The sequence below is a fragment of the Rhodococcus sp. GQ147 genome (assembly GCF_059759155.1).
On sequence record NZ_JCAXDU010000001.1, the window covers coordinates 21251 to 42046 of the forward strand.

15 protein-coding genes and 1 pseudogene are annotated in these 20796 nt (G+C 70.9%); 3 read left to right on the plus strand and 13 right to left on the minus strand.

The genetic code is table 11. The features are described 5' to 3' along the window. Window position 1 precedes the first annotated feature (1 nt). Together AC6CID_RS00100 and AC6CID_RS00105 are read right to left on the minus strand one after the other, a co-directional pair. Window positions 2-3358, minus strand: a complete 3357-nt coding sequence (locus AC6CID_RS00100; RefSeq protein ID WP_498353437.1) for an ATP-dependent helicase — start codon at window positions 3356-3358, stop codon at window positions 2-4. Continuing rightward, window positions 3355-6681, minus strand: coding sequence for an ATP-dependent helicase (locus AC6CID_RS00105; protein WP_498353514.1), 3327 nt, complete (start codon window positions 6679-6681; stop codon window positions 3355-3357). Before AC6CID_RS00105 ends, AC6CID_RS00100 begins: the two co-directional genes overlap by 4 nt. A 154-nt stretch (window positions 6682-6835) precedes the next feature. On the opposite strand from AC6CID_RS00105, the gene AC6CID_RS00110 reads away from it, so the two are divergent. After that, on the plus strand, window positions 6836-7621 hold the full coding sequence (locus tag AC6CID_RS00110) for an alpha/beta fold hydrolase (protein WP_498353438.1): 786 nt from the start codon (window positions 6836-6838) through the stop codon (window positions 7619-7621). A gap of 3 nt (window positions 7622-7624) precedes the next feature. Continuing rightward, complete coding sequence (locus AC6CID_RS00115) at window positions 7625-7966, plus strand: MGMT family protein (protein WP_006550258.1); 342 nt, start codon at window positions 7625-7627, stop codon at window positions 7964-7966. On the opposite strand, the gene AC6CID_RS00120 is transcribed toward AC6CID_RS00115, so the two are convergent. From AC6CID_RS00120 to AC6CID_RS00135, 4 genes and pseudogenes are all read right to left on the minus strand, one after another. After that, complete coding sequence (locus AC6CID_RS00120) at window positions 7925-8788, minus strand: DUF6297 family protein (RefSeq protein WP_498353439.1); 864 nt, start codon at window positions 8786-8788, stop codon at window positions 7925-7927. The genes AC6CID_RS00115 and AC6CID_RS00120 overlap by 42 nt on opposite strands. 88 nt (window positions 8789-8876) lie before the next feature. Further along, window positions 8877-9290, minus strand: a pseudogene (locus AC6CID_RS00125) (DUF6297 family protein); the annotation flags it as partial. Then, on the minus strand, window positions 9281-9847 hold the full coding sequence (locus AC6CID_RS00130; RefSeq protein ID WP_498353440.1) for an ABC transporter ATP-binding protein: 567 nt from the start codon (window positions 9845-9847) through the stop codon (window positions 9281-9283). The gene AC6CID_RS00130 and the pseudogene AC6CID_RS00125, both read right to left, overlap by 10 nt. 20 nt (window positions 9848-9867) lie before the next feature. Continuing rightward, complete coding sequence (locus AC6CID_RS00135) at window positions 9868-10281, minus strand: DUF6412 domain-containing protein (RefSeq protein ID WP_498353441.1); 414 nt, start codon at window positions 10279-10281, stop codon at window positions 9868-9870. Window positions 10282-10376: 95 nt separating this feature from the next. Here AC6CID_RS00135 and AC6CID_RS00140 point away from each other — a divergent pair, with 95 nt between their 5' ends. After that, window positions 10377-12113: an NTP transferase domain-containing protein gene (locus AC6CID_RS00140; protein ID WP_019288474.1), complete on the plus strand. Its 1737-nt coding sequence runs from the start codon at window positions 10377-10379 to the stop codon at window positions 12111-12113. Between the two features lies 1 nt (window position 12114). Here AC6CID_RS00140 and AC6CID_RS00145 read toward each other — a convergent pair whose 3' ends face one another. The 7 genes from AC6CID_RS00145 to moeZ form a co-directional block, all read right to left on the minus strand. Continuing rightward, a complete protein-coding gene (locus AC6CID_RS00145) occupies window positions 12115-12843 on the minus strand; it encodes a sirohydrochlorin chelatase (protein ID WP_024101478.1) in 729 nt (242 codons plus the stop codon). Then, a complete protein-coding gene (locus AC6CID_RS00150; RefSeq protein WP_006550252.1) occupies window positions 12840-13979 on the minus strand; it encodes a uroporphyrinogen-III synthase in 1140 nt (379 codons plus the stop codon). The genes AC6CID_RS00145 and AC6CID_RS00150 overlap by 4 nt, the downstream gene beginning before the upstream one ends. Further along, entirely contained in the window at window positions 13976-14410 is a 435-nt protein-coding gene (nirD, locus tag AC6CID_RS00155) for a nitrite reductase small subunit NirD (protein WP_006550251.1), read from the minus strand. Before nirD ends, AC6CID_RS00150 begins: the two co-directional genes overlap by 4 nt. A gap of 89 nt (window positions 14411-14499) precedes the next feature. After that, window positions 14500-17016, minus strand: coding sequence for a nitrite reductase large subunit NirB (gene nirB / locus AC6CID_RS00160; protein ID WP_064061970.1), 2517 nt, complete (start codon window positions 17014-17016; stop codon window positions 14500-14502). A gap of 30 nt (window positions 17017-17046) precedes the next feature. Beyond that, the gene (locus AC6CID_RS00165; protein WP_024101481.1) at window positions 17047-18501 is read right to left on the minus strand and encodes a nitrate/nitrite transporter; all 1455 of its coding nucleotides are present in this window, start codon (window positions 18499-18501) and stop codon (window positions 17047-17049) included. Between the two features lie 122 nt (window positions 18502-18623). After that, window positions 18624-19478, minus strand: coding sequence for a TIGR02569 family protein (locus AC6CID_RS00170; RefSeq protein WP_006550248.1), 855 nt, complete (start codon window positions 19476-19478; stop codon window positions 18624-18626). Between the two features lie 75 nt (window positions 19479-19553). Beyond that, window positions 19554-20786 carry an adenylyltransferase/sulfurtransferase MoeZ gene (gene moeZ / locus AC6CID_RS00175; RefSeq protein ID WP_498353442.1) on the minus strand — a complete coding sequence of 411 codons (1233 nt, stop codon included), beginning with the start codon at window positions 20784-20786 and terminating at the stop codon, window positions 19554-19556. Between the last annotated feature and the right edge of the window lie 10 nt (window positions 20787-20796).

A 20796-nucleotide genomic window follows, 5' to 3' on the forward strand; every position in this document is an offset into this window, starting at 1 on the left:
GTCACTCGCCGTCGGCACGCCCTCGCAGATTCCCCGCCTCGAGCACGAGGCGTTCGAGCATCGCCGCATTCGGCAGTTCCTCGGGCGCGACGGTGCGTCCGGTGCGGACGTAGTGGAAGGCCGCTCGGACCTTGTGCAGCGGCAGTTCGGCCGGTCGGCCGGTGAGCCGCTCGGTCCGCGCTGCCATCAACTGGGCCCAGGCGAGCCGGTAGGCGGCGAGCTGCACACCCACCGCGGCGAGCTTCTCGCCTTCCGGTTCGGCGCCGGTCTTCCAGTCGATGACCGTCCAACCGCCGTCCGGATCCTCGAAGACGGCGTCGATACGTCCGCGGATCACGGTGCCGCCCAGGGCCGTTTCGAACGGCACCTCGACCTCGACGGGGTTGCGCGACGCCCACTTCGACCGCAGGAATGCCTCCTGGAGCCGGTCGAAGTGCGAATCGTCGCCGTCCTCGTCGTCGGCACCGGGAAGCTCGTCGAGGTCGAGCAGGCGCGTCGCGCCGAATCTGCGCTCGAGCCACGCGTGGAAGGCAGTGCCGCGACGCGCGAGCGGATTGGGCCGGAACGGCAACGGACGACGCAGACGCGCGGCGAGGGCGTCGGGATCGGTGGCGAGATCGACGAGTTGGCTGACTGACAGCTGTGCGGGCAGCACCACCTCGGCGCTCTGCTCGGCGCGCTGTTCGCGTTCGGCCAGGAGCGCATCGACGTCGGTGGCCCACTCATCGGGATCGTCGTCGTATTCGGTCGGGAGGTCGGTCCGGTCGAACTCGGCGAGGACCAGTGCCGCGCCGCGTTCGACCTCGGTGCGCCGGGCACCGAGCGGGTCGCGCGGCCACAGTGCGCTGCGCGGTGAGGCCGTGAGCGGGTTCTCCTCCTCCGGTTCGGGTTCCGGAGCCCAGTGGTCGATCGCACCGAGTTCGGGCCGGGCCGTGACGATCTCGTGCAGTTCCTCGAGGAACTGCGAGGGTCCCTTCGGTTCGGATCCGGTGTCTGCCCAGTGGTGGGCGGAGACGAACAGTGTTCGTTCGGTGCGGGTGAGAGCGACGTAGAACAGCCGACGGTCCTCGTCGAGCTTGCGGCGCTTGAGCGCGTCCTTGTGGGAGTCGATGGCCCGCTCGAGCATCTTGCGATCGGAGAGGTCGTCGAGCTCGAGCACGGGCACACCGTCGGTGCTGCCCGGATCGTCGGCGGGCAGCACCCGGTCGCCCCGCAAGTGCGGGGGAAGTTCGGTCGTCGAACCGAGCCAGGTCGCGGCGGCGGTGGAGGATGGGAAGACCCCGGCAGCGACATGTGGGACGGCGACGACCTCCCATTCGAGGCCTTTCGCGGAGTGGACGGTGAGGACCTGCACGCGGTCGGGGTCGACTTCCACCTCACCGGGCGCGAGCCCCTGCTCGATCTCCTCCGCCGCCGCGAGATAGGACAGCAAACCGGGCAGGGTCGCGTTGGTCCGCCCCGCGTAGGACGCGACGACCGAGGCGAAGGCGTCGAGATGCTCGCGGCCGGCGACACCGCGTCGGCGGCCCACGCGGGCCTCGGTCTCGATGCCGATACCGAGCACACGCTCGACCTCGGCGACGAGTTCGGTGAGCGGCTGGCCGAGCCGCTCGCGCAGGGAGGTCAGCTCGCGACCGAGCGCGACGATGCGCGCGTAGCCGAACTTCGAATAGCGGCTGCTGTCGCCGGGATCGGAGATCGCATCAGCGAGACCGGCCTGGTCGGCATATTCACCGGGCAGCGCCGAATCGAGGGCGTCCTCGAGCGCGTCGGGATCGGTCACCGCACCGGCGACACCCCAGCGTCCCGCGATGGCCAGTTCCTGGGCGCGCTCCCACAGTGCCTTCAGGTCGGCGGCACCGAGCTGCCAGCGGGCGCCGGTGAGCACCCGCACAGCTGCGCTCCCGGCCAGCGGATCCGCCGCCAGGCGCAGCATCGCGAGCACGTCGGCGACTTCGGGCGTGTGCAGCAACCCGCCGATGCCGACGACCTCGACCGGAAGGTCGCGGGCGCGCAGCGCCTCGGCGATCGGAGCGGCGTCGGCGTTGCGTCGGACGAGGACCGCAGCGGTCGGCGGTGTGCGTCCGGCCTCGCGGGCGGCGGCGTACTCGTCGGCGATCCGGTCGGCGACCCAGTCGCGTTCCACCGCGACGTCGGAGTGCAACGCGAGGCGGACGTCGCCGGCGGCCGCGTCGGGGCGGGGACGCAACCGGCTGACCGATACCCCGCGATCGCGCAGAGGTTCGGACGAGACGTTCGCCAGTTCGAGGGCCTGCGGCGGATTGCGCCAGCTGGTGAGCAGTTCGCGGGTGGGTGCCGGCTCGCCGTCGGCCGCCGGGAAGTCGGTCGCGAACCGCGGCAGGTTGGCGGCCGACGCGCCGCGCCAGCCGTAGATGGACTGCATGGGATCGCCGACCGCGGTGACCGCGAGACCGGGATCGGCGCCACCGCCGAACAGGGCGGCGAGTAACACGCGCTGGGCGTGCCCGGTGTCCTGGTACTCGTCGAGCAGCACAGCCCGGAATCGTTCCCGCTCCCCGGCTCCCACCTCGCGGTGATCGCGGGCGACCCGCGCGGCGAACGACATCTGGCTCCCGAAGTCGAGAGCACCTTCGCGGCGCAGTGTCTCGGACAGCCGTTCGACGAGCGGAAGCAACTGCAACCGCGCGTGCTGGGTCTCGAGGTATCCGAGCAGCGTCTTCGACGGTGCTCCGCGCTGCCCCGGGCCGGGCGGGAGGGTATGCACCAGCTGTTCGAGTTCGACGTGGGCGTCGCGCAGCAGATCCGGCTCGACGAGGTGCTCGGAGAGCTGGCCGGACAGGGCGAGAACGGCCTCGGTCACCGATGCGGGATTGCGGTCGGTGTCGAGTTCGCCGTCCCACGAGCTGACCACGCGGTGCGCGACCTGCCACAGCTCGGTCTCGGACAGCAGCGTCGCCGACGGTTCGATGGGCAGCAGCAGACCGTGCTCGGTGAGCAGACGACCGGCGTATGCGTGGTATGTGCTCACCTCGGGTTCGCTGCCGAGGATCCGTGCGCGCAACCCGCCGCTCGGATCGAGGTCGCGCAGGAGCGCCGATCCGGCGAGCTTGGCCAGGCGCGCCCGGATGCGGGCCGTGAGCTGCTGCGCGGCCTTACGCGTGAAGGTCAGGCCCAGCACCTGCTCGGGTTCGACGAGACCGTTGGCGACGAGCCACACCACCCGCGCGGCCATCGTCTCGGTCTTGCCGGCACCGGCCCCGGCGACGACCAGCATCGGGCCGGGCGAGGCCTCGATGACGGCGGCCTGCTCGGTCGTCGGCGGCAACTGTCCCAGTGCCTCCGCCAGGCGCTTCGCGCTCACCCGTGGTGCACTCATTCCCCTGTCACCTGTCTGCCTTCGTCGTGTGCCGGGCAGCTCGACAGCACCGGGCAGTGCCGGCACCCGTCGTTGACTCTCGCAACGAAGCGGGGGCCGCGGGTCGCGGCCGCCGCGTCGTGGATGATCTCCCGCCACTGCGCGAGACCGTCCTCGTCGAGGGGCGGCTGCACGCGCTGCGTCGCGCCTTCCTTGTTGTGCGGCTTCGCCACGAAGACCAGGCGCGCGCCACCGGGCTCCGATGCCGGTTCGCCCTCGATCGCGCCGGCCGCCGCGGCCACCTGGTAGGCGGCGAGCTGGGCATGATCGCGCGCGGCGTCCTTCGACACCGGGTTCTTCGCGGTCTTGACGTCGATGACGACCGGGCGGCCCTCGGCGTCGCGTTCGAGCCGGTCGATGCGACCACGGAGCCGCACGCGGGGCTTGTCGTCGGAATCGGGTTCGAGGATGCCGTCGACCTTGATCTCGACGCCGATCTCGGTGAGCTCTCCGCGTGTGCCCTGCAGCCACGTCGAGAAGGTGTCGAGCATGCGGCGGGTGCGTTCGAGCTCGCGGCGGGCATACCATTCGGCACCCAGATCGACCGAGTCCCATGCCTTCTCGAGGGCCTGGTCGATGCGGTCGGGAGGGATCCGCCCGGCGAGCGCCTGGACGAGGGTATGTACCAGCGTGCCGGTGACGGCATGGCTGTTCTCGCCGTCGGAACCGCCGTGGCGCTCGAACATCCACCGCAGCGGACACGTCGTGAGCTGTTCGACCGTGGACGGCGACAATCGCACCGCGTCGTCGTCGGGATCCCACAGCGGGTCGGCGGTGCTGGGATCGGCCGTGCCGTACCAGTCGTCGGGGTGGGCGCCGCGCACCCCGGCGAGCGCGAGCCGCGCGAGTTGCTGGGCGGCTCGCTGCTGTCGTTCGGGTTCGGTCTCGGCGATCTCGGGATCGCAGACCACGCTGCGCAGTTCGGCGACGAGGGCGGGCAGGGCCAGCACGCGGGTGCGGACCTCGTCGGGCACCGGTTCGGCCAGGAGGTCGTCGGACGCGTCGAGGTCGTCGGTGCCGACACCGCGCAGTTCGTCGACGAAACGGGACCGGACCAGTTCGCTGTCGCCGCTCACCGAATCGACGGCGGTCACCAGAAGGTGGGTGCGGGCGCGACTGCACGCCACCAGGAACAGGCGCCGCTCCTCGGCGAGCAGCGGTGCGGTGCGGGAGAGCCGCGCACCGGCCTCGTCGCCGCCGTCGGCACCGGAGACCGCGTCGATCAGGGCCTCGATGCCGAGCAGGGTGCCGCGGGCGCGCAGGCTCGGCCACAGCCCTTCCTGGACACCGGCGACCACCACGACGTCCCATTCGCGACCGGCGGCGGAGTGCGCGCTGACGACCGTGACCGCTTCGGATTCGGCGGCGACACGGGTGCGAGCCGTCGCAGGGATCTCCTGCTCGGTGAGATAGTCGACGAACCCGGCGATGTGTGCGCGGGGCAGACGGTCGACGTAGTCGGCGGCGGCGTCGAACAGAGCCACGACGCCGTCGAGATCGCGGTCGGCCTGCGCCCCGATCGGCCCACCCCAGGCCGACGCGGCGGCCCATCGCCGTTCGAGTCCGGTGGCCTGCCATGCCTCCCACAGCACGTCCTCGAGACCGCCCCCGCGCAGCGCCGCCGAGCGGGCCTTGCGCAGCACACCGAGCACCTTCCTCAGCGGTGCCGCCTCGACGTCGGTCAGCCCGCGGATCAGATGCGAGTTCCCGGCGGTGTCGTCGCCCTCGGTGAGCAGGATGCGCAGCAGTTCGGCGGAGTCGCGGTCGTTGCCCGATGCTAGCTCGACCCGCCGCAGACCACGCCGCAGTCTCCGCAGCGCGACCGGTTCGGCCCCGCCGATGGGCCCGGACAGCAGGGCAAGTGCTTCGTCCCCGCTGAAGCCACTGTCGGATACCGCGCGCAGCACGAGCAGCAGTCCCGCGACGCTGTGCTGGCGGGCCAGCGGGAGTTCGGAGGCGGCGGTCGTCATCGGGACGCCCGCCGCGAGCAGCGCGCGACGCAGCGGCGCGAGTACCCGCGGCACGGACCGGACAACGATCGCCATGCGCGACCACGGCACACCGTCGACGAGATGGGACCGGCGCAGGGTGTCGGCGACCAGTGCCGCCTCCTTGGCCTGCGACGAGCACACCGCCACGCGGACCTGCCCCGGATCGCCCTCCTCGACGCGGTTCCCGGCCATACCCCGGTGCGGCGGCAGGCCCGGCAGTCTGCGGGTGATCCCGTCGGCGAGGGACGCCACCTCGGGAGCGGCACGATGGTTGACATCCAACACGATGCGGCGCGATCCGTCGGCCTCGCCGAGGCTCTCGAAGAAGGAGGTGTCGGCGCCGCGGAAGCCGAAGACGGCCTGATCGGGGTCGCCGGCGATCGTGCTCGTGCGGGTGCCGGTACCGATCACGCGGACCAGGTCGGCGGCCTGCGGATCGAGATGCTGGGCGTCGTCGACGAGCAGGTGGCGGATGCGGCCGCGCTCGGCGGCCAGCAGATCGGGATCGGTCGCGAACGCCGCGAGCGCCGCGCCGACGAGTTCGGCCGCGTCGAGTGCCGGAGCGGTGGCCTCCGGAGCTTCGAGACCGACGGCACCGCGAAGCAGCATCACCTGCTCGTAGCGCTCCGCGAAACGCCCGGCCGCGACCCATTCGGGCCGATTGCGGCGCTCCCCGAGCGCGACCAGATCCTCCGGGCCGAGACCGCGCTCGTTGGCGCGCAACATCAGGTCGCGCAGTTCGACGGCGAAGCCCGTCATGCCCAGTGCCGGACGCAACCGCTCGGGCCACATCCCGGCGCCGTCATCGATGTCGCCGCGCAGCAGTTCGCGCAGCACGGCGTCCTGTTCGGCGCCGGTGATCAGACGGGGCGGCGGATTGCCGTGCGCCGAGGCCTGCAACCGCAGCACCGCGAAGGCGTAGGAGTGGACGGTACGGACGAGCGGCTCGCGTGTGGCGCGGGGCACTGCGCCGTCGCCGAGCGCGATCAGACCGGCCGTGATCGCCTCGCGCACGGCGGTGGCGGCCCGCCGCGAATGCGTGAGGATGAGCACCGACTCGGGATCGGCGCCGGAGGCGATGCGGTGGACCGCGAGGTCGACCAGCAGGGACGTCTTGCCCGTGCCGGGACCGCCGAGGACCTGCCACGGCCGCCAGCGGAGGGAGGGCGGGGCGTCGTCGAACAGCACGCGCACGTCGTCGGGCCACTCGCGGGCCACCGGCGCCTCGGCGGACCTGCGCACGAGGCGCGCGGCCGGGCGGCGGACGCGATCGGGGATCTGCGGTTCGGACATGCGCGAGACGGTGGCGGGCAGGTCGGTGACCTGCGCCCGTGGTGGGTGCAGGTCGGGGATGCCGGTATCGACGTCGAGCATGACCCCATCCCACCAGACGGGTACGACAGCGTCCGGGGCACACCGCGGAGTCACGACTGGGATAGTGGTCGGCGTGAGTGCCACGGATCTTCTGCACACCCATCTGTTCGGCCCCGTCGACGGACCGGAGGTCCTCGCCCTGCACGGACTCACCGGTCACGGCCGACGCTGGCGGAACCTTGCCGAACGACACCTGCCCCACCTGCGGTTCGTCGCTCCGGACCTCCGGGGTCACGGCCGGTCGCCGTGGACTCCCCCGTGGTCGTGCGAGGCGCACATCGCCGACCTGAAGGCCGTGCTGGACGCACACACCACCGGTCCCGTCACCGTGGTGGGCCACTCCTTCGGTGGTGCCCTCGCGGTGCATCTCGCCGCCGCGGTGCCCGACAGGGTGCGGGCGCTGGTACTCCTCGATCCGGCGATCGGCCTCCCGGCCGACCGGATGCTCGAGATCGCCGACCTCACCCTCCACAACCCCGACTACACGGACGAGGCGGAGGCGCGGGCCGAGAAGGTCCACGGCGACTGGGGCGAGGTGGCCCCCGAGTTGCTCGACGAGGAGATCGCCGAGCACCTCGTCGAACTCGACTCGGGGCGTGTCAACTGGCGGATCTGCGTACCTGCGCTGGTGACCTCGTGGGGCGAGCTGGCCCGCGGACCCGTCCTTCCGCCCGCCGGTATCCCGACGATCTTCGTGCAGGCCGGGAAGGTGCAACCCTCGTACACCACGTCAAATTTCCGTCGCGACCTGGCGGAACGACTCGGCGACGACCTGACCCTGCTCGAATTCGACTGCGACCACATGATCGACCAGGCGCGTCCCGCCGAGACCGCCGAACTCGTGGCCCGGATGGTGTAGCCGGTGGTCACCACGGACGAGCAGATCGAGCGGGTCCGCGAACTCGTGGCCTCCGTGCCCGCAGGCCGGGTCGCGACCTACGGCGACATCGCCGGTGCCGCGGGCCTGTCGAGTGCACGCACCGTCGGATGGATCATGCGGACCGATTCCGCCGACCTGCCGTGGCACCGCGTGGTCCCGGCGTCCGGGCGACCGGCCTCGCACCTCGCGCGCCGGCAACTCGCGCGTCTCGAACTCGAGGGCGTCCCGATCTCCGGCGACCGGATCGATCTCACCCGTGCTCGACACCGGTTCCCGCCGGGCTCAGGCGAGCACGGCGGCGAGCCACGCGCAGACGACGAGTAGGTCCGGTCCCCGCGCCCACTGCCGGAGCAGATCGACCGGAATCTGCCCGACGGCCGTCTCGAGGATCAGACCGTCGTACCCGATCGGAGGTCGCGTGCGCATCCGATAGGCGGCCGCGCACCCACCGACGATGACGATCACGACGCTCGCCACCGACGCACTCCCGGCGAATCCCGTCACGGCACCGGCGACGACCGCGGCCGACCCCGGGACCGCCGAGAGTGCGCGACGCAGATACGTGTCGCTCGTACCGAGCAGGACGGCGAAATCGGGATCGCGGCTCACGTCGCGCAGACCCGCACCGAAGATCGTCGCCACGGTGAAGACGGCGACGAGCTGCACCACGACAGCGGCGGGCGGCGATACGACCGACATCAGCACCACGACGCCGAGCAGCGCCACGCACGCGACGAGCACGGGTGTGGGCCTACGGACATGGCGGAGCAGATCGGAACGGACGAGTGCCGCGATCCGGCGGCGCGGCAGGGCCCGCGAGCGGCGGGATCCGATGCGCAACCAGGCCTTCCGTTCGACCACGCCTGTCAGCAGCGAAGGATCGAGTGCCGTGAACGACGCCGACACACCGACCGCGGTGTCCGATCCCACCCTCCACTCCGGTGCAGCGATCCTGTCGCATCGACGCAACGCCGAGACCGCCGGTGCCGCAACGGCGATCCACGCCCCCACCACGAACAACGGTCCCGGCGGTGGCACCGCGACGCCGACGGCGGCGACCGTCACCACGCCCGGAACGGCGACGAGGCACAGCCCGACCACGACCCGCACGACCGCGGGCACGAGTACCCGGCACTGCACGAGCATCGGAAGGGCGACGGCACCGACACCGAGAGGCGGCAGCGAGACATGTGAACGCGACGCGCCCCTCCGGGGTGGTCACGAACGTCGCGAACCGTCCCGCGAGAGCACCCGCGATTGCACCGCAGATCAGGAGCGCCGCGACTCTCGGGCGGAGTGCCGCACCGCGATCCACCGGTGTGGACAGCAGCCAGAACTCCGTCTCGGTACCGCACGTCACCGGACCTGCGGCCCGGGTGGACGCCGTCCCCGCAGCGACCGCGATCGCGACGACGGCCCATCCCCACGCCGAGGTGCACCCCGAATCGCGCACGATCGGGTCCCCGCACGCGAAGGTCGTCGCCGGAAGGGAGAACAACCACCACGCCAGTCCCCCGCCGACATACAAGCCGAGGACGACCAGCACAGCGAGGGCCGGACGATCCACCAGCGGCGCGCGCCGGCGCTCGAAGGCGTGACGGAGCGCGCGGAGGTCGCGCGCGCTGGGGACGGTTCCGGTCAGCTCCATCGGTCCGCCTCCACCACCTGGTCGGCGACCGCGTCCACCAGCGCGACATCGTGCGAGACCATCAGCACGGTGCCGCCCGCGCGCTTCTCGGCTTCCAGTGTGGACGCCAGCCACCGGCGACCGGCGTCGTCGAGATGCTGTTCGGGTTCGTCGAGGACGAGCAACCGCCGGGGCCGTACCAGCGCGGAGGCCAGCGCGAGCCGGCGGCGTTGCCCGCTCGAGAAGGTCAGCGGCAGTCGATCGGCCGACGCGGCGAGACCGACCGTCTCGAGGACCTGTGTCGCCGCGTCGAACGGGTCGGTCACGCCGTGACCGGTGGCGACGAGTTGCAGGTGTTCGTGCGCGGTGAGATGCGCGAATGTCGCCACGTCGCCGAGGACTGCGGCGACCTGCCGTCGCAGCGTCGGCGAGCTCTCGTCGACGGGGACGCCGTGGATCTCGACAACGCCCTCGTCGAGTCGGTCGACGCCGACGACGCATCCGAGCAGGGTGGACTTGCCGGTGCCGTTCGCGCCGATCACGGCGCAACATCCGCCGGGGGCGACGTCGACGTTCACCCCCGGTGAAGACGGTCAGGTCACCGAACGAGCGGTGGGCGCTGCGGACGGACACGGCGGGTGTGCCGTGTGGATAGGGATCGAACATGGAAAATCTCCCGGTGTTCCTCGTCGGACGGAGCGTCGAGGGCGAGGACGGAACCGGGTGAGCGCGGACGTGGCCGTCCGGCGGTGTCGGGGTGGGAGTGGCGGCGGAACCCGCCGCGCAGACGTCGTTCCTCGGAGGTCGGGCCCCGGATGCTGCGACCGAAGGCGAACAGCGGATCCTCCGCGGCGGTGACGAACGTGAGTGCTGCGACGACCACCACCAGCAGGCCGAGGAGCAATCCGGCGGTGTCGCCGGTGGAGACCGCGGTGACCGGAACGACCGCGGAGACGAGCCAGGACATGAGGACGACGAACACCGCCGCGCCGTTCCGCCAGCCGAAGAACATACCCGGCAGTCTATCCGCGACACGGCAGTGCGATCGGTGCCGGACACGGCGAGTACAGACGATCACGAGCGCGGCGGATGAGGCAGCATGAAGGCATGAGCACGCTCACCCACGTCGAAGCCGTGATCGTCGCGGGAGGCCGCGCGACCCGCATGGGAGGCGTCGACAAGCCCGCTCTGACCGTCGGCGGCCGCAGGATGCTCGACACCGCCCTGGGCGCGGTCGAGGGGTGCGCGCGGGTGACGGTGGTGGGTCCGCACCGCGACGATCTCGACCTCCACGTGCTGCAGATCCAGGAGACACCGCCCGGTGCGGGTCCGGTCGCGGCGCTGGCAGCGGCGGATCCGGTCGCCGATCTCGTGGTCACTCTCGCCGCCGACCTTCCGTTCGTCACACCGACGACGGTTGCGGCCCTGCTGGAGGCCCTGAACGAGGATGCGACGGCCGAGGCCGCCTTCGCGGTGGACGACACCGGCCGGGTGCAGTTCCTGCTCGCCGCGTGGCGGACACCGGCGCTGGCCGCGCGTCTGGACTCTCTCGGTGGAGACGTCGCGAACCGGCCCATGAAGGCGTTGTTGCCCGAGCGGTACGTCACCGTCTCGGTGTCCGAGGCGACCGACTGCGACACCCCTGCCGATCTGGAGGCGGCGCGCGCCGGATCCGCGACCGCCCGTGTGGCCGCCGATCCGGACCGGGCGCGGAGAATCCTACGGGAAGCGTTGTCGCCGTTGCCTTTCCGCACCGTCCCGGTCGAGGAGGCGCGGGGCGCCACATTGGCGGCTCCGCTCGTCGCGGTGGAGGCGTTGCCTCGCGTCCGCACCTCGGCGATGGACGGTTACGCGGTGGCGGGCGACGGACCGTGGTTGTTGCGCAACGAGATCCGCTACGCGGGCGACGGAGGCTCGCTCACGCTCGGCGACGGGGAAGCGGCCCGGATTGCGACGGGCGCCCACCTGCCGGCCGGCGCGACCGCCGTCGTGCGCGACGAGTTCGTCCGTATGGAAGGCGGTCTCGTCAGTCGCCTGCCCGATGCGCCCGTGCGCGACGACGCGCGGCGCCGCGGGGAGGACTGGGAGTCGGGGACGGTCCTCGCCGAGGCCGGCACCGCCGTGAGCCCGGCGGTCGCCTCCGCGGCCGCCAGCGGTGAGGTCACCGAACTCCGGGTGCGAGGTCCTCTACGGGTGCATATAGTGCTCACCGGCGACGAGATCCGACGCACCGGCCCTCTGCGCGAGGGGCAGACGCGCGACTCGCTGGGTCCGGTACTCCCGGACTTCGTCCGCTGGTGCGGCGCCACGGTGGTCGGTGAAGGGCATCTCCGCGACACCGCCGACGGATTCGATGCGTTGTTCACGGGCACCGATGCCGATGCGATCGTCATCGTGGGCGCGACGGGCGGTGGCGCCGCCGATCAGTTGCGCGGTGCGCTGGCGCGGGCCGGCGCGCAGGTGGTCGTCGAACGGGTGCGGTGCAAGCCCGGCGGATCACAGGTCGCGGCGACGCTGCCGGACGGCCGTGCCGTGCTGGGACTGCCCGGGAATCCGGTGGCGGCGGTGTCGACGCTGCTGGTGCTGCTGCCTGCGATCGTCGACGGCCGCACCCTCCGCACCCCGGCGACTCCTGTGACCGCTCCGCTGGCGAACGCCTCGGAGGTCGTCGGCGACATCACGCGGTTGCTCCCCGCCCGCCAGGACGTGCAGGGACGATGGTTGTGCGACAACACGATTCGTACCGCGCATCTCGCCGGCCTCATCGGGCGCAGCGCGATCGCCGTGGTGCCACCGGGAGCGGTGGACGGCGACCGCGTCGAATTGCTGCCGCTCCCCCGCTGATTCAGGCGCGGTGGCGAGCCGCTCCCACGGGAGCGAGGCGCAACGCGTCGACCGCGGAGCGGTAGCGCCGGGCCACGAGGTCGACGACGGGTTCGGCGACACCGATCGGCGCAGCGACGCCGTCGGCACCGACCTCCGCCAGGCGGTGGTGGAACAGACCGTCGGCGAGAAGATACGACGCGACGAACACCCGGTGTGCGCCGCCGGCGCGGACCTCGTCCACGACGGTCGCGACCCGCGGTTCTCCGGTGGCGATCCATCCGACGCGCACCGGGGTCTGCACGAGCGACGAGACCATGCGGGCCGTCACGTGGACGTCGTGGCGGGCGCGAGGGTCGGACGAGCCGGCGGCCGCGAGAACGACGTCGTCGCCCTCGACCCAGCCGGCCTGCCGCAACCGCTCGACGAGGACACGGGCGAGAGCAGGATCGGGACCGAGCGCGGGGGTGATCGTCACCGCGTCGTTCCCGCCGGCCGCGACCTCGCGCGGAACGTCGGTGTGCACGTGATAGCCGGAGGCGAGGAAGGCGGGGACGAGCACGGTCGGACGGCCGGTGTCGCGCAGGACCTCCGAGGGCGACGGTCCGAGGACATCGACGAAGGCGACACGGGTGGGACCGACGCGGGAGGAGACGGCATCGGCGAGCGCCGCGATCATGTCGACACCGCGCGGATTGCGGGTGCCGTGCGCGACGAGCAGCAGCGCCGGGTCGGCGTGTGTACCGGTCATGGATGCATTCCTTCCGGATCGACGGCGAGGCGGTAGCCGCGCTTGACGACGGTCTGCACGATCGCCGGTGCGCCGAGAGCCGAGCGCACCCGGGCGACCGCGGTTTCGACGGCGTGAGTGTCGCCGCCACCACCGGGCAGGGCCGCGAGGAGTTCCTCGCGGGAGACGACGAGACCGGCGCGCGCGACGAGTGTGCGCATCAGGGCCATCCCGGTAGGGGGAAGGCACCGCACGGTGCCGTCGACGATCACGCAGCGCCCTCGCGGGCTGAGTACGTGACCGCCGGCCTCGATGCGCACAGCCCGCCGGGGCAGTTCCTCGGCGATGTGCCGGGCCAGCGAGCCCAGCCGGGATCGGGTGGGCATGCTGACGGGTACGTCGAGTTCGGTGAGCGGTGCCGCGGTGACGGGACCGACGCACACCGCGGTGACGCCGGTCCGCAGCGACCGGAGCATCGGCTCGAGCCAGCCGGTCTCCTTGGCCCGCATGAGCATCGACGCGACGGCCGGTGCACTGGTGAAGCTCACGGCGTCGAGTCCGCGTTCGACGATCTGCTCGATCATCCGGTCGAGCGCGGTGAGATCCTCGGGGGCCGTCCATCGGTAGACCGGGACGGGCACGACGTCTGCGCCCGCAGCGCGCAGCGCATCGCACACGTCGGTCCCAGGCTCCCATTCGGTGCGCTCGCCGTGCAACTGCACCGCGATGCGGCGGCCAGCGACCCCCTCCTTCAGCAGAAGTTCGAGCACCTCGGCGGACGATTCCGAGGAAGGAGACCACTCCTCGCGGAGTTCGGCGGCCCGGATCGCGCCCGTGACCTTCGGGCCACGGGCGAGGATCCGGCTCGAGCCGAGTGCCTGCGCGAGGTCGTCGGCGAGTCCCCAGCCCTCCGCTGCACCCATCCACCCGCGGAATCCGATCGCCGTGGTGGCGATCGTGATGTCCGGGGGCTGCGCGACGATGCAGCGGGTGACGCGCTCGAGCTCGTCGTCGTCGGACAGCGGGATGATGCGGATGGCGGGGGCGTGCACGACCTCGGCCCCACGCCTGGTGAGGAGCGTGGCGAACTCGTCGGCACGCCGAGCGGCCGTCACGCCGATGGTGAATCCCCGCAACGGCGCGTTGTCGTCGCTCACGAACCCTCTCCGGTCGGCCCCTCGTGCCGCTGGTCACGGGGGACGAGGCTGTGGATCTGGACGACTCCCGCCCATACGCGCACCTCGTAGACGGGCAGACGCACCGACGGATCGTCGAGGTACCGGCCGTCGTCGAGGGAGAAGACCTGCTTGAGCAGCGGCGACGCCACGGTGGGCTCTCCGCCTCGGTCGCCAACGATACCGCGGGACATCACCGCGGCGCGGCCGAACGGATCGAAGTTGCTTACTGCGCGCAGCGTTCCGTCGTCGAGCAGGAACAGGGCCACCTGCTCGCCGCCGCGCAGCAGCACGGCCACGCCGCGGCCCGGAATGAGATGGCTGAGCGGACAGGCCGAGGTCCATTCCAGTCGCCCGTCGAACACGCTGTCGCGCGTCGATCCCCCTACGGTGTGCGTCTCGATGACGGTCATCGCTGTCCTCCTTGAAACTGCTGTCCTGAAGTGTGGGTGCCGGGTGTTTCGAGCGCGTTACCCGCTCGTTCCCTCGGGGTAAGCGGTCGTCACGCCCCGGTTCCGGGTCCGATGCCCGGCATACCCACGAGGACGGGGACCTTGCGGGGGCCGCTGTCGTCGAAGCGGACCGTGGGGTCGGGCTGCTCGGGCGCGTTGACGAACGAGACGAACCGCGCCAGCTTCTCCGGATCCTCCAGGACACCGGCCCACTCGTCCTTGTAGCCCTCGACATGCTTGGCCATCGCGGCCTCGAGATCGTCGGCGATGCCGAGGACATCGTCGCACACGACCTCCTCGAGGTGCGCGAGACCGCCCTCGAGTGCGTCGAGCCACGGCGCGGTGCGCTGGAGCCGGTCGGCGGTGCGGATGTAGAACATCAGGAACCGGTCGATGTAGCGGACGAGGGTCTCGTCGTCGAGACCACCGGCGAGGAGCTGTGCGTGCTTGGGCGACTGGCCGCCGTTGCCGCACACGTACAGGTTCCAGCCGTTCTCCGTCGCGATGACACCGACGTCCTTGCCGCGTGCCTCGGCGCATTCACGGGCGCAACCCGACACACCCATCTTGAGCTTGTGGGGCGATCGCAGTCCGCGGTAACGCAATTCGAGGGCGACGGCCATCCCGACCGAGTCCTGCACGCCGTAGCGGCACCAGGTGGAGCCGACACAGCTCTTGACGGTGCGCAGCGACTTGCCGTACGCCTGGCCGGATTCCATGCCGGCGTCGACGAGACGCTTCCAGATCTGCGGGAGCTGTTCGACGCGGGCACCGAACAGGTCGACGCGCTGACCGCCGGTCATCTTCACGTAGAGACCGAAATCGCGTGCCACCTCACCGATCACGATGAGCTGCTCGGGGGTGCACTCGCCACCGGGCATGCGCGGCACGACCGAGTAGGTGCCGTTCTTCTGGATGTTGGCGAGGAAGTGGTCGTTCGTGTCCTGCAGACCTGCCTGCTTCGGGTGCAGGATGTGGTCGGAGTCGGTGGACGCGAGGATCGAGGCGACCACCGGCTTACAGATGTCGCAGCCGTGTCCGGTTCCGTACTGCGCGATGAGCACGGAGAAGGTGCGGATGCCGGTGGCCTGGACGATCTCGAACAGTTCGGCGCGCGACTGCTCGAAGTGCTCGCACAGGGCCTTCGACATCTGCACACCCGACTGGGCGAGCAGTTGCTTGATGCTCGGGAGGCAGCCGCCGCAGGTGGTGCCCGCACTCGTGCACGACTTGATCTGCGCGATGTCGCAGGCGCCCTCGGAGATCGCGCCGCAGATCGCGCCCTTGGTGACACCGTTGCACGAGCACACCTCGGCGTCGTCGGGCAGCGCGCCGGCGCCCGGCTTCTCCCCCACCGGGGAGATCAGCGTGGCCGGATCACCCGGCAGTTCGCGGCCCACCAGCGGTCGCAGCGTGCCGTAGGCGGAGGCGTCGCCGACGAGGATGCCACCGAGCAGGGTCTTCGCGTCGTCGGAGACGACGAGCTTGGCGTAGGTGCCCTTCGCGGAGTCGGACAGCACGACCTCGAGGGCGCCGGGCGTCGTCGCGTGGGCGTCGCCGAAGCTCGCGACATCCACGCCGAGCAGTTTGAGCTTCGTCGACAGGTCGGCGCCGGGGAACTCGGCGGTGCCGCCGACGAGCCGGTCGGCGACGACCTCGGCGGTGCTGTAGCCGGGGGCTACGAGTCCGTAGCAGGTGCCCTCGACGGCCGCGCATTCACCGATCGCGTAGACGGCCTCGTCCGAGGTGCTCCGACAGGTGCGGTCGGTGAGCACACCGCCGCGGCCGCCGAGTTCGAGTCCGGCCTCGCGGGCGAGTTCGTCCTGGGGACGGATGCCGGCGGAGAAGATCACGAGCCCGGCCTCGAGGACGGAGCCGTCGGACAAGGTCACCTGGAGCGCCTCAGGTCCGGCCTCGATCTTCTCGGTGCCCACACCGGTGTGGGTGACGAGGCCGAGGTCGGTGACGAGACGGTCGAGGACACGGCCGCCGCCCTCGTCGACCTGGGCGGGCATGAGCCGGTTGTTGTACTCGACGACGTGCGGGGTCACGCCCAGCAGGCGCAGCGCGTTGGCGGCCTCGAGTCCGAGCAGGCCACCACCGATGACGATGCCGGCGAGGCCGGCGGCCTTGGCGCGTTCGGCGGCGGCGCGGATGCCGTCGAGATCGTCGAGCGTGCGGTAGACGAAGCAGCCGGGCAGGTCGTGGCCGGGCACGGGGGGCACGAAGGGGTACGAGCCGGTCGCGAGGACGAGGCTGTCGTAGGGCAGAACGTCGCCGCCGGCGGTGGTGACGGTGCGGGCCGCGCGGTCGATTCCCACGGCGCGGGTGCCGACACGCAGGTCGACGAGGTCGTCTGCTGCGTAGTCGTTTCCGGCGAGGGCGAGTTCCTTGCGGTCCCAGGCTCCGACGTAGGACGACAGTCCCACGCGGTCGTAGGCGGCGTCGGCCTCCTCGCCGAGCACGGTCACCGACCAGCTGTTCTGCTCGTCGCGGACGCGAAGGGCTTCGACGAAGCGGTGGGCGACCATTCCGTGTCCGACGACGACGACGTTCTTGCGGCTCATGATGTTCTCTTTCTTCGTGCCGGGGATCGGTCAGACTGCGACGCGGGCCGGGGCGGGAGCCTCGGTGGACGGCTCGCTCGTGGGGGTGGTGTGAGGGCGGCGGAGGAAGACGAACCAGGTCACCGCGATGCACACGAGGTAGAAGATCGCGAAGACCCAGAAGGCCATCGTCGCGGACTGCGCCTCGCCGCCGTAGGAGGCGCGGAAGACGAGGTTGATGCCCACGCCGCCGAGTCCGCCGATGGCACCGGCGAAGCCGATGAGGGCACCGGACATGCTGCGCGACCAGGCGGCCTTCTCGTCGCGATCCAGTTCGTCGAGATCCTGCGCACGGGCCTCGAAGATGGACGGGATCATCTTGTAGACCGAGCCGTTGCCGAGCCCGGAGAGCAGGAACAGGGCGATGAAGCCGAGCACCATGGCGGTCAGCACACCGCCGGTCGCGGCGCCGGTGGTGCGGTCGTCGAGGGTGCCGGCGACGATGAGCACCGCGGCGGCCAGGGCCATCGCGACGAAGGTGTAGAGGGTGATCTTCCCGCCGCCGATGCGGTCGGCGAGCTTTCCGCCGAGCGGGCGCGAGATGGATCCGAGGAGCGGGCCGATGAAGGCGATCTGCGCGGCGTGCAGTGCGGCCTGGGCGGGGGTGTCGCCGCCGGCGAGGAAGTTGATCTGCAGGACCTGACCGAAGGCGAAGCTGAAGCCGATGAACGAACCGAAGGTGCCGATGTAGAGGAAGGAGATGATCCACGAGTCGCGGAACTTCAGCGCGGCGCCCATGGCCCGCAGGTCGGCCTTCTGATCACGGAGGTTGTCCATGAACAGGGCGGCGCCGAGCGCGGCGACGGCGCACAGGACCAGGTAGACCGCGCACACGATCCAGGGCTCGGTGTTGCCGACGGTGGCGATGACGAGCAGGCCGATCAGCTGGACCGCCGGGACACCGATGTTCCCGCCGCCGGCGTTGAGTCCGAGGGCCCAGCCCTTCAGTCGCTGGGGGTAGAAGGCGTTGATGTTGGTCATCGACGAGGCGAAGTTGCCGCCGCCGACACCGGCAAGTGCCGCGACCAGCATGAACGTCGTGTAGGAGTGACCCGGGTTCAGCATCAGGTACAGCGCCCCGATGGTGGGGATCAGCAGTACGAGGGCACTGAAGATGGTCCAGTTGCGGCCACCGAAGCGGGCGGTGGCGACGGTGTAGGGGATGCGGAGGATCGCGCCGACGAGCGTGGGGACGGCGACCAGGAAGAACTTGCCGGCGGCGTCGATGCCGTACACCTCGGTGGGCATGAACAGCACCATCACCGACCAGATCGACCAGACGGAGAAGCCGACGTGCTCGGCGATCACCGACCAGATCAGGTTGCGCTTGGCGACCTGCTTGCCGCCGGCCTCCCACGCCTCCACATCCTCGGCGTCCCACCGCTCGATGTTGTGCTTGCGCGCGAATTTGTCTCTGAGACTTTCCTTTTCGATGAAGGTCGTCATCGCCGTTCCTCCTCGGGTCCGTGTTGATCCCCAAGGTAGGAAACGGGTGTTGCTACGGTGCTGCCCGCGGTGACCGTCGCGTCAAGAGTTGCTCACCCCGGCCCCGGCCGCCCTGTGAGGTGTTACAGGAGGAACCGCACGAGGTCGGCGGTGTGCGCCAGGCCCGGGAAGGCGTCCTCGGTCGAGCGCGGGTGCAGCGCGTGCACGGCCAAACGGAAGATGACCGCGCGCAGCAGCATCTGCGGCCATTCCGGCAGGTCCTCCCAGCGACCGATGAGCCCTTCGTCGGCACCGCCCCACGACAGTGCGTCGACGACGGCGACGGCGGCCGCCCACGAGGCCGGGCGCCAATAGGGAGTGATGTCGGTCAGACCGGGCGCCGCACGCCCGGCGAACAGGACCGTGCCGAACAGGTCGCCGTGGACGAGCTGATCAGGCAGGTGCACGGGCTTGCGGAAGGTCGCGAGCTGGTTGATCAGGTCGAGACTCTTACGGCCGTCGGGGGTCACCGTCTCGGGCGCACCCGCCGCGCGGGCGCTGCGCAGGGGCACGGTTTCCCAGGCCGCGCGGTCGGCCGCGACGAAGACGTCGACGTCCTCCCAGGGTGCGACCGGAGGCTGCATGAGGAAACGGGGACGTTCGAGCTGCGCGGTGGCGGTGTGCAGCCGCAGCGACAGCGAGACCACTTCGTCGTGCCTGGGCTCGGACGTACCGACGATGTAGGTGTCGGCGCGCCATCCGGAGACCACGTAGCGACCGTCGGTGGACCGCACCGGACGGGCCAGCCGCACACCGTCGACGGTCAGGGTCTCCCGCACTTTGGCGGACCAGGCCGCGCGAGCATGATCGGCGACTCGGGACAGCACCACGTCTCCACACCGGAAACCGCCGTCCCAGTCGGGCCCGAGCGGGACCGGTTCGACGTCGCGGAGACCGAATGTGGAGCACACGTGCTGAGGCGGTTCGAGTGAGCTCACGCAGCTCAACCTACCGCCGCACACCGCTCGGATCGGGAAGGCACTCCGCTGTTTCAGGTCACAACGAGGTCACCGTCAGTACACCGGTAGCGAGGGATCCACCTGCTGCGCCCACGCGATCACCCCGCCGTGCAGATGTGTCGCGTCCGAGAATCCGGCTCGCACAAGCACTTCGAGTGCCTCGGCCGATCGGATTCCCGTCTTGCAGTACAGCACGATCGGCGTGTTCTGCGGCAGGTCGGCGAGGACCTCACCGGAGAGGATGCAGTCCTTCGGCACGAGCCGGGCACCGTCGATACGGACGATCTCCCATTCGACAGGTTCGCGCACGTCGATCAGCGCGAGGTCGCGGCCCTCGTCGAGCATCCGGCGCAACTCGCTGGGGGTGACGGCCGATCGCGCCGACGCGGCGGCATCGGGAACGATCCCGCAGAAGGCCTCGTAGTCGACGAGTTCGGTGACCGGCACCCGTCCCGGATCGCGACGCAGGGTCACCGTCCGGAACGACATCGCAAGCGCGTCGTAGATCATGAGGCGGCCGAGCAACGGCTCACCGATCCCCGTGATGAGCTTGATCGCCTCGGTCGCCATGACGGTGCCGATCGTGCCGGGCAGGACACCGAGCACACCACCCTCGGCGCATGAGGGAACCATCCCCGGCGGCGGGGCCTCGGGGTAGAGGTCTCGGTAGTTCAGGCCGCGTCCGTCCGGAGCGTCCTCCCAGAACACCGACACCTGGCCCTCGAACCGGAAGATCGAGCCCCACACGTAGGGCTTGCCCGCGAGGACCGCGGCGTCGTTGACGAGATAGCGGGTCGCGAAGTTGTCGGTGCCGTCGAGGATGAGGTCGTACTGCTCGAACAGCTGCACGGCATTGCTCGACTCCAGGCGCGTCTCGTGCAGGCGCACAGTCACACCGTCGTTGATCGCCAGGATGCTGTCGCGGGCACTGTCCGCCTTTGGCCGTCCGACGTCGGAGCGGCCGTGGATCACCTGGCGCTGCAGGTTGGACGTCTCCACGTCGTCGAACTCGACGATGCCGATCGTGCCGACCCCCGCCGCCGCGAGATACAGCAGGGCGGGCGAACCCAGGCCGCCGGCGCCGATACACAGCACCCGCGCGTTCTTCAGGCGACGCTGGCCGGTGACCCCGACATTCGGGATGATCAGGTGACGGCTGTACCGCGCGACCTCCTCGCGACCGAGCTCCGGGCCGGGTTCCACCAACGGCGGAAGGGATCGGCGCGTCGACGGTGTCGTTGCGGTCACGGGTTCTCCTGTCGCGATGCGTCCTGCGTCACCGTCCATGGTGCCATTC

Coding starts and splice junctions, on each gene's coding strand:
- AC6CID_RS00100 (WP_498353437.1), bottom strand. CDS start 3,358: ATGAGTGCACCACGGGTGAGCGCGAAGCGCCTGGCGGAGGCACTGGGA.
- AC6CID_RS00105 (WP_498353514.1), bottom strand. CDS start 6,681: ATGTCCGAACCGCAGATCCCCGATCGCGTCCGCCGCCCGGCCGCGCGC.
- AC6CID_RS00120 (WP_498353439.1), bottom strand. CDS start 8,788: ATGCTCGTGCAGTGCCGGGTACTCGTGCCCGCGGTCGTGCGGGTCGTG.
- AC6CID_RS00135 (WP_498353441.1), bottom strand. CDS start 10,281: ATGTTCTTCGGCTGGCGGAACGGCGCGGCGGTGTTCGTCGTCCTCATG.
- AC6CID_RS00140 (WP_019288474.1), top strand. CDS start 10,377: ATGAGCACGCTCACCCACGTCGAAGCCGTGATCGTCGCGGGAGGCCGC.
- AC6CID_RS00145 (WP_024101478.1), bottom strand. CDS start 12,843: ATGACCGGTACACACGCCGACCCGGCGCTGCTGCTCGTCGCGCACGGC.
- nirD (WP_006550251.1), bottom strand. CDS start 14,410: ATGACCGTCATCGAGACGCACACCGTAGGGGGATCGACGCGCGACAGC.
- nirB (WP_064061970.1), bottom strand. CDS start 17,016: ATGAGCCGCAAGAACGTCGTCGTCGTCGGACACGGAATGGTCGCCCAC.
- AC6CID_RS00165 (WP_024101481.1), bottom strand. CDS start 18,501: ATGACGACCTTCATCGAAAAGGAAAGTCTCAGAGACAAATTCGCGCGC.
- moeZ (WP_498353442.1), bottom strand. CDS start 20,786: ATGGACGGTGACGCAGGACGCATCGCGACAGGAGAACCCGTGACCGCA.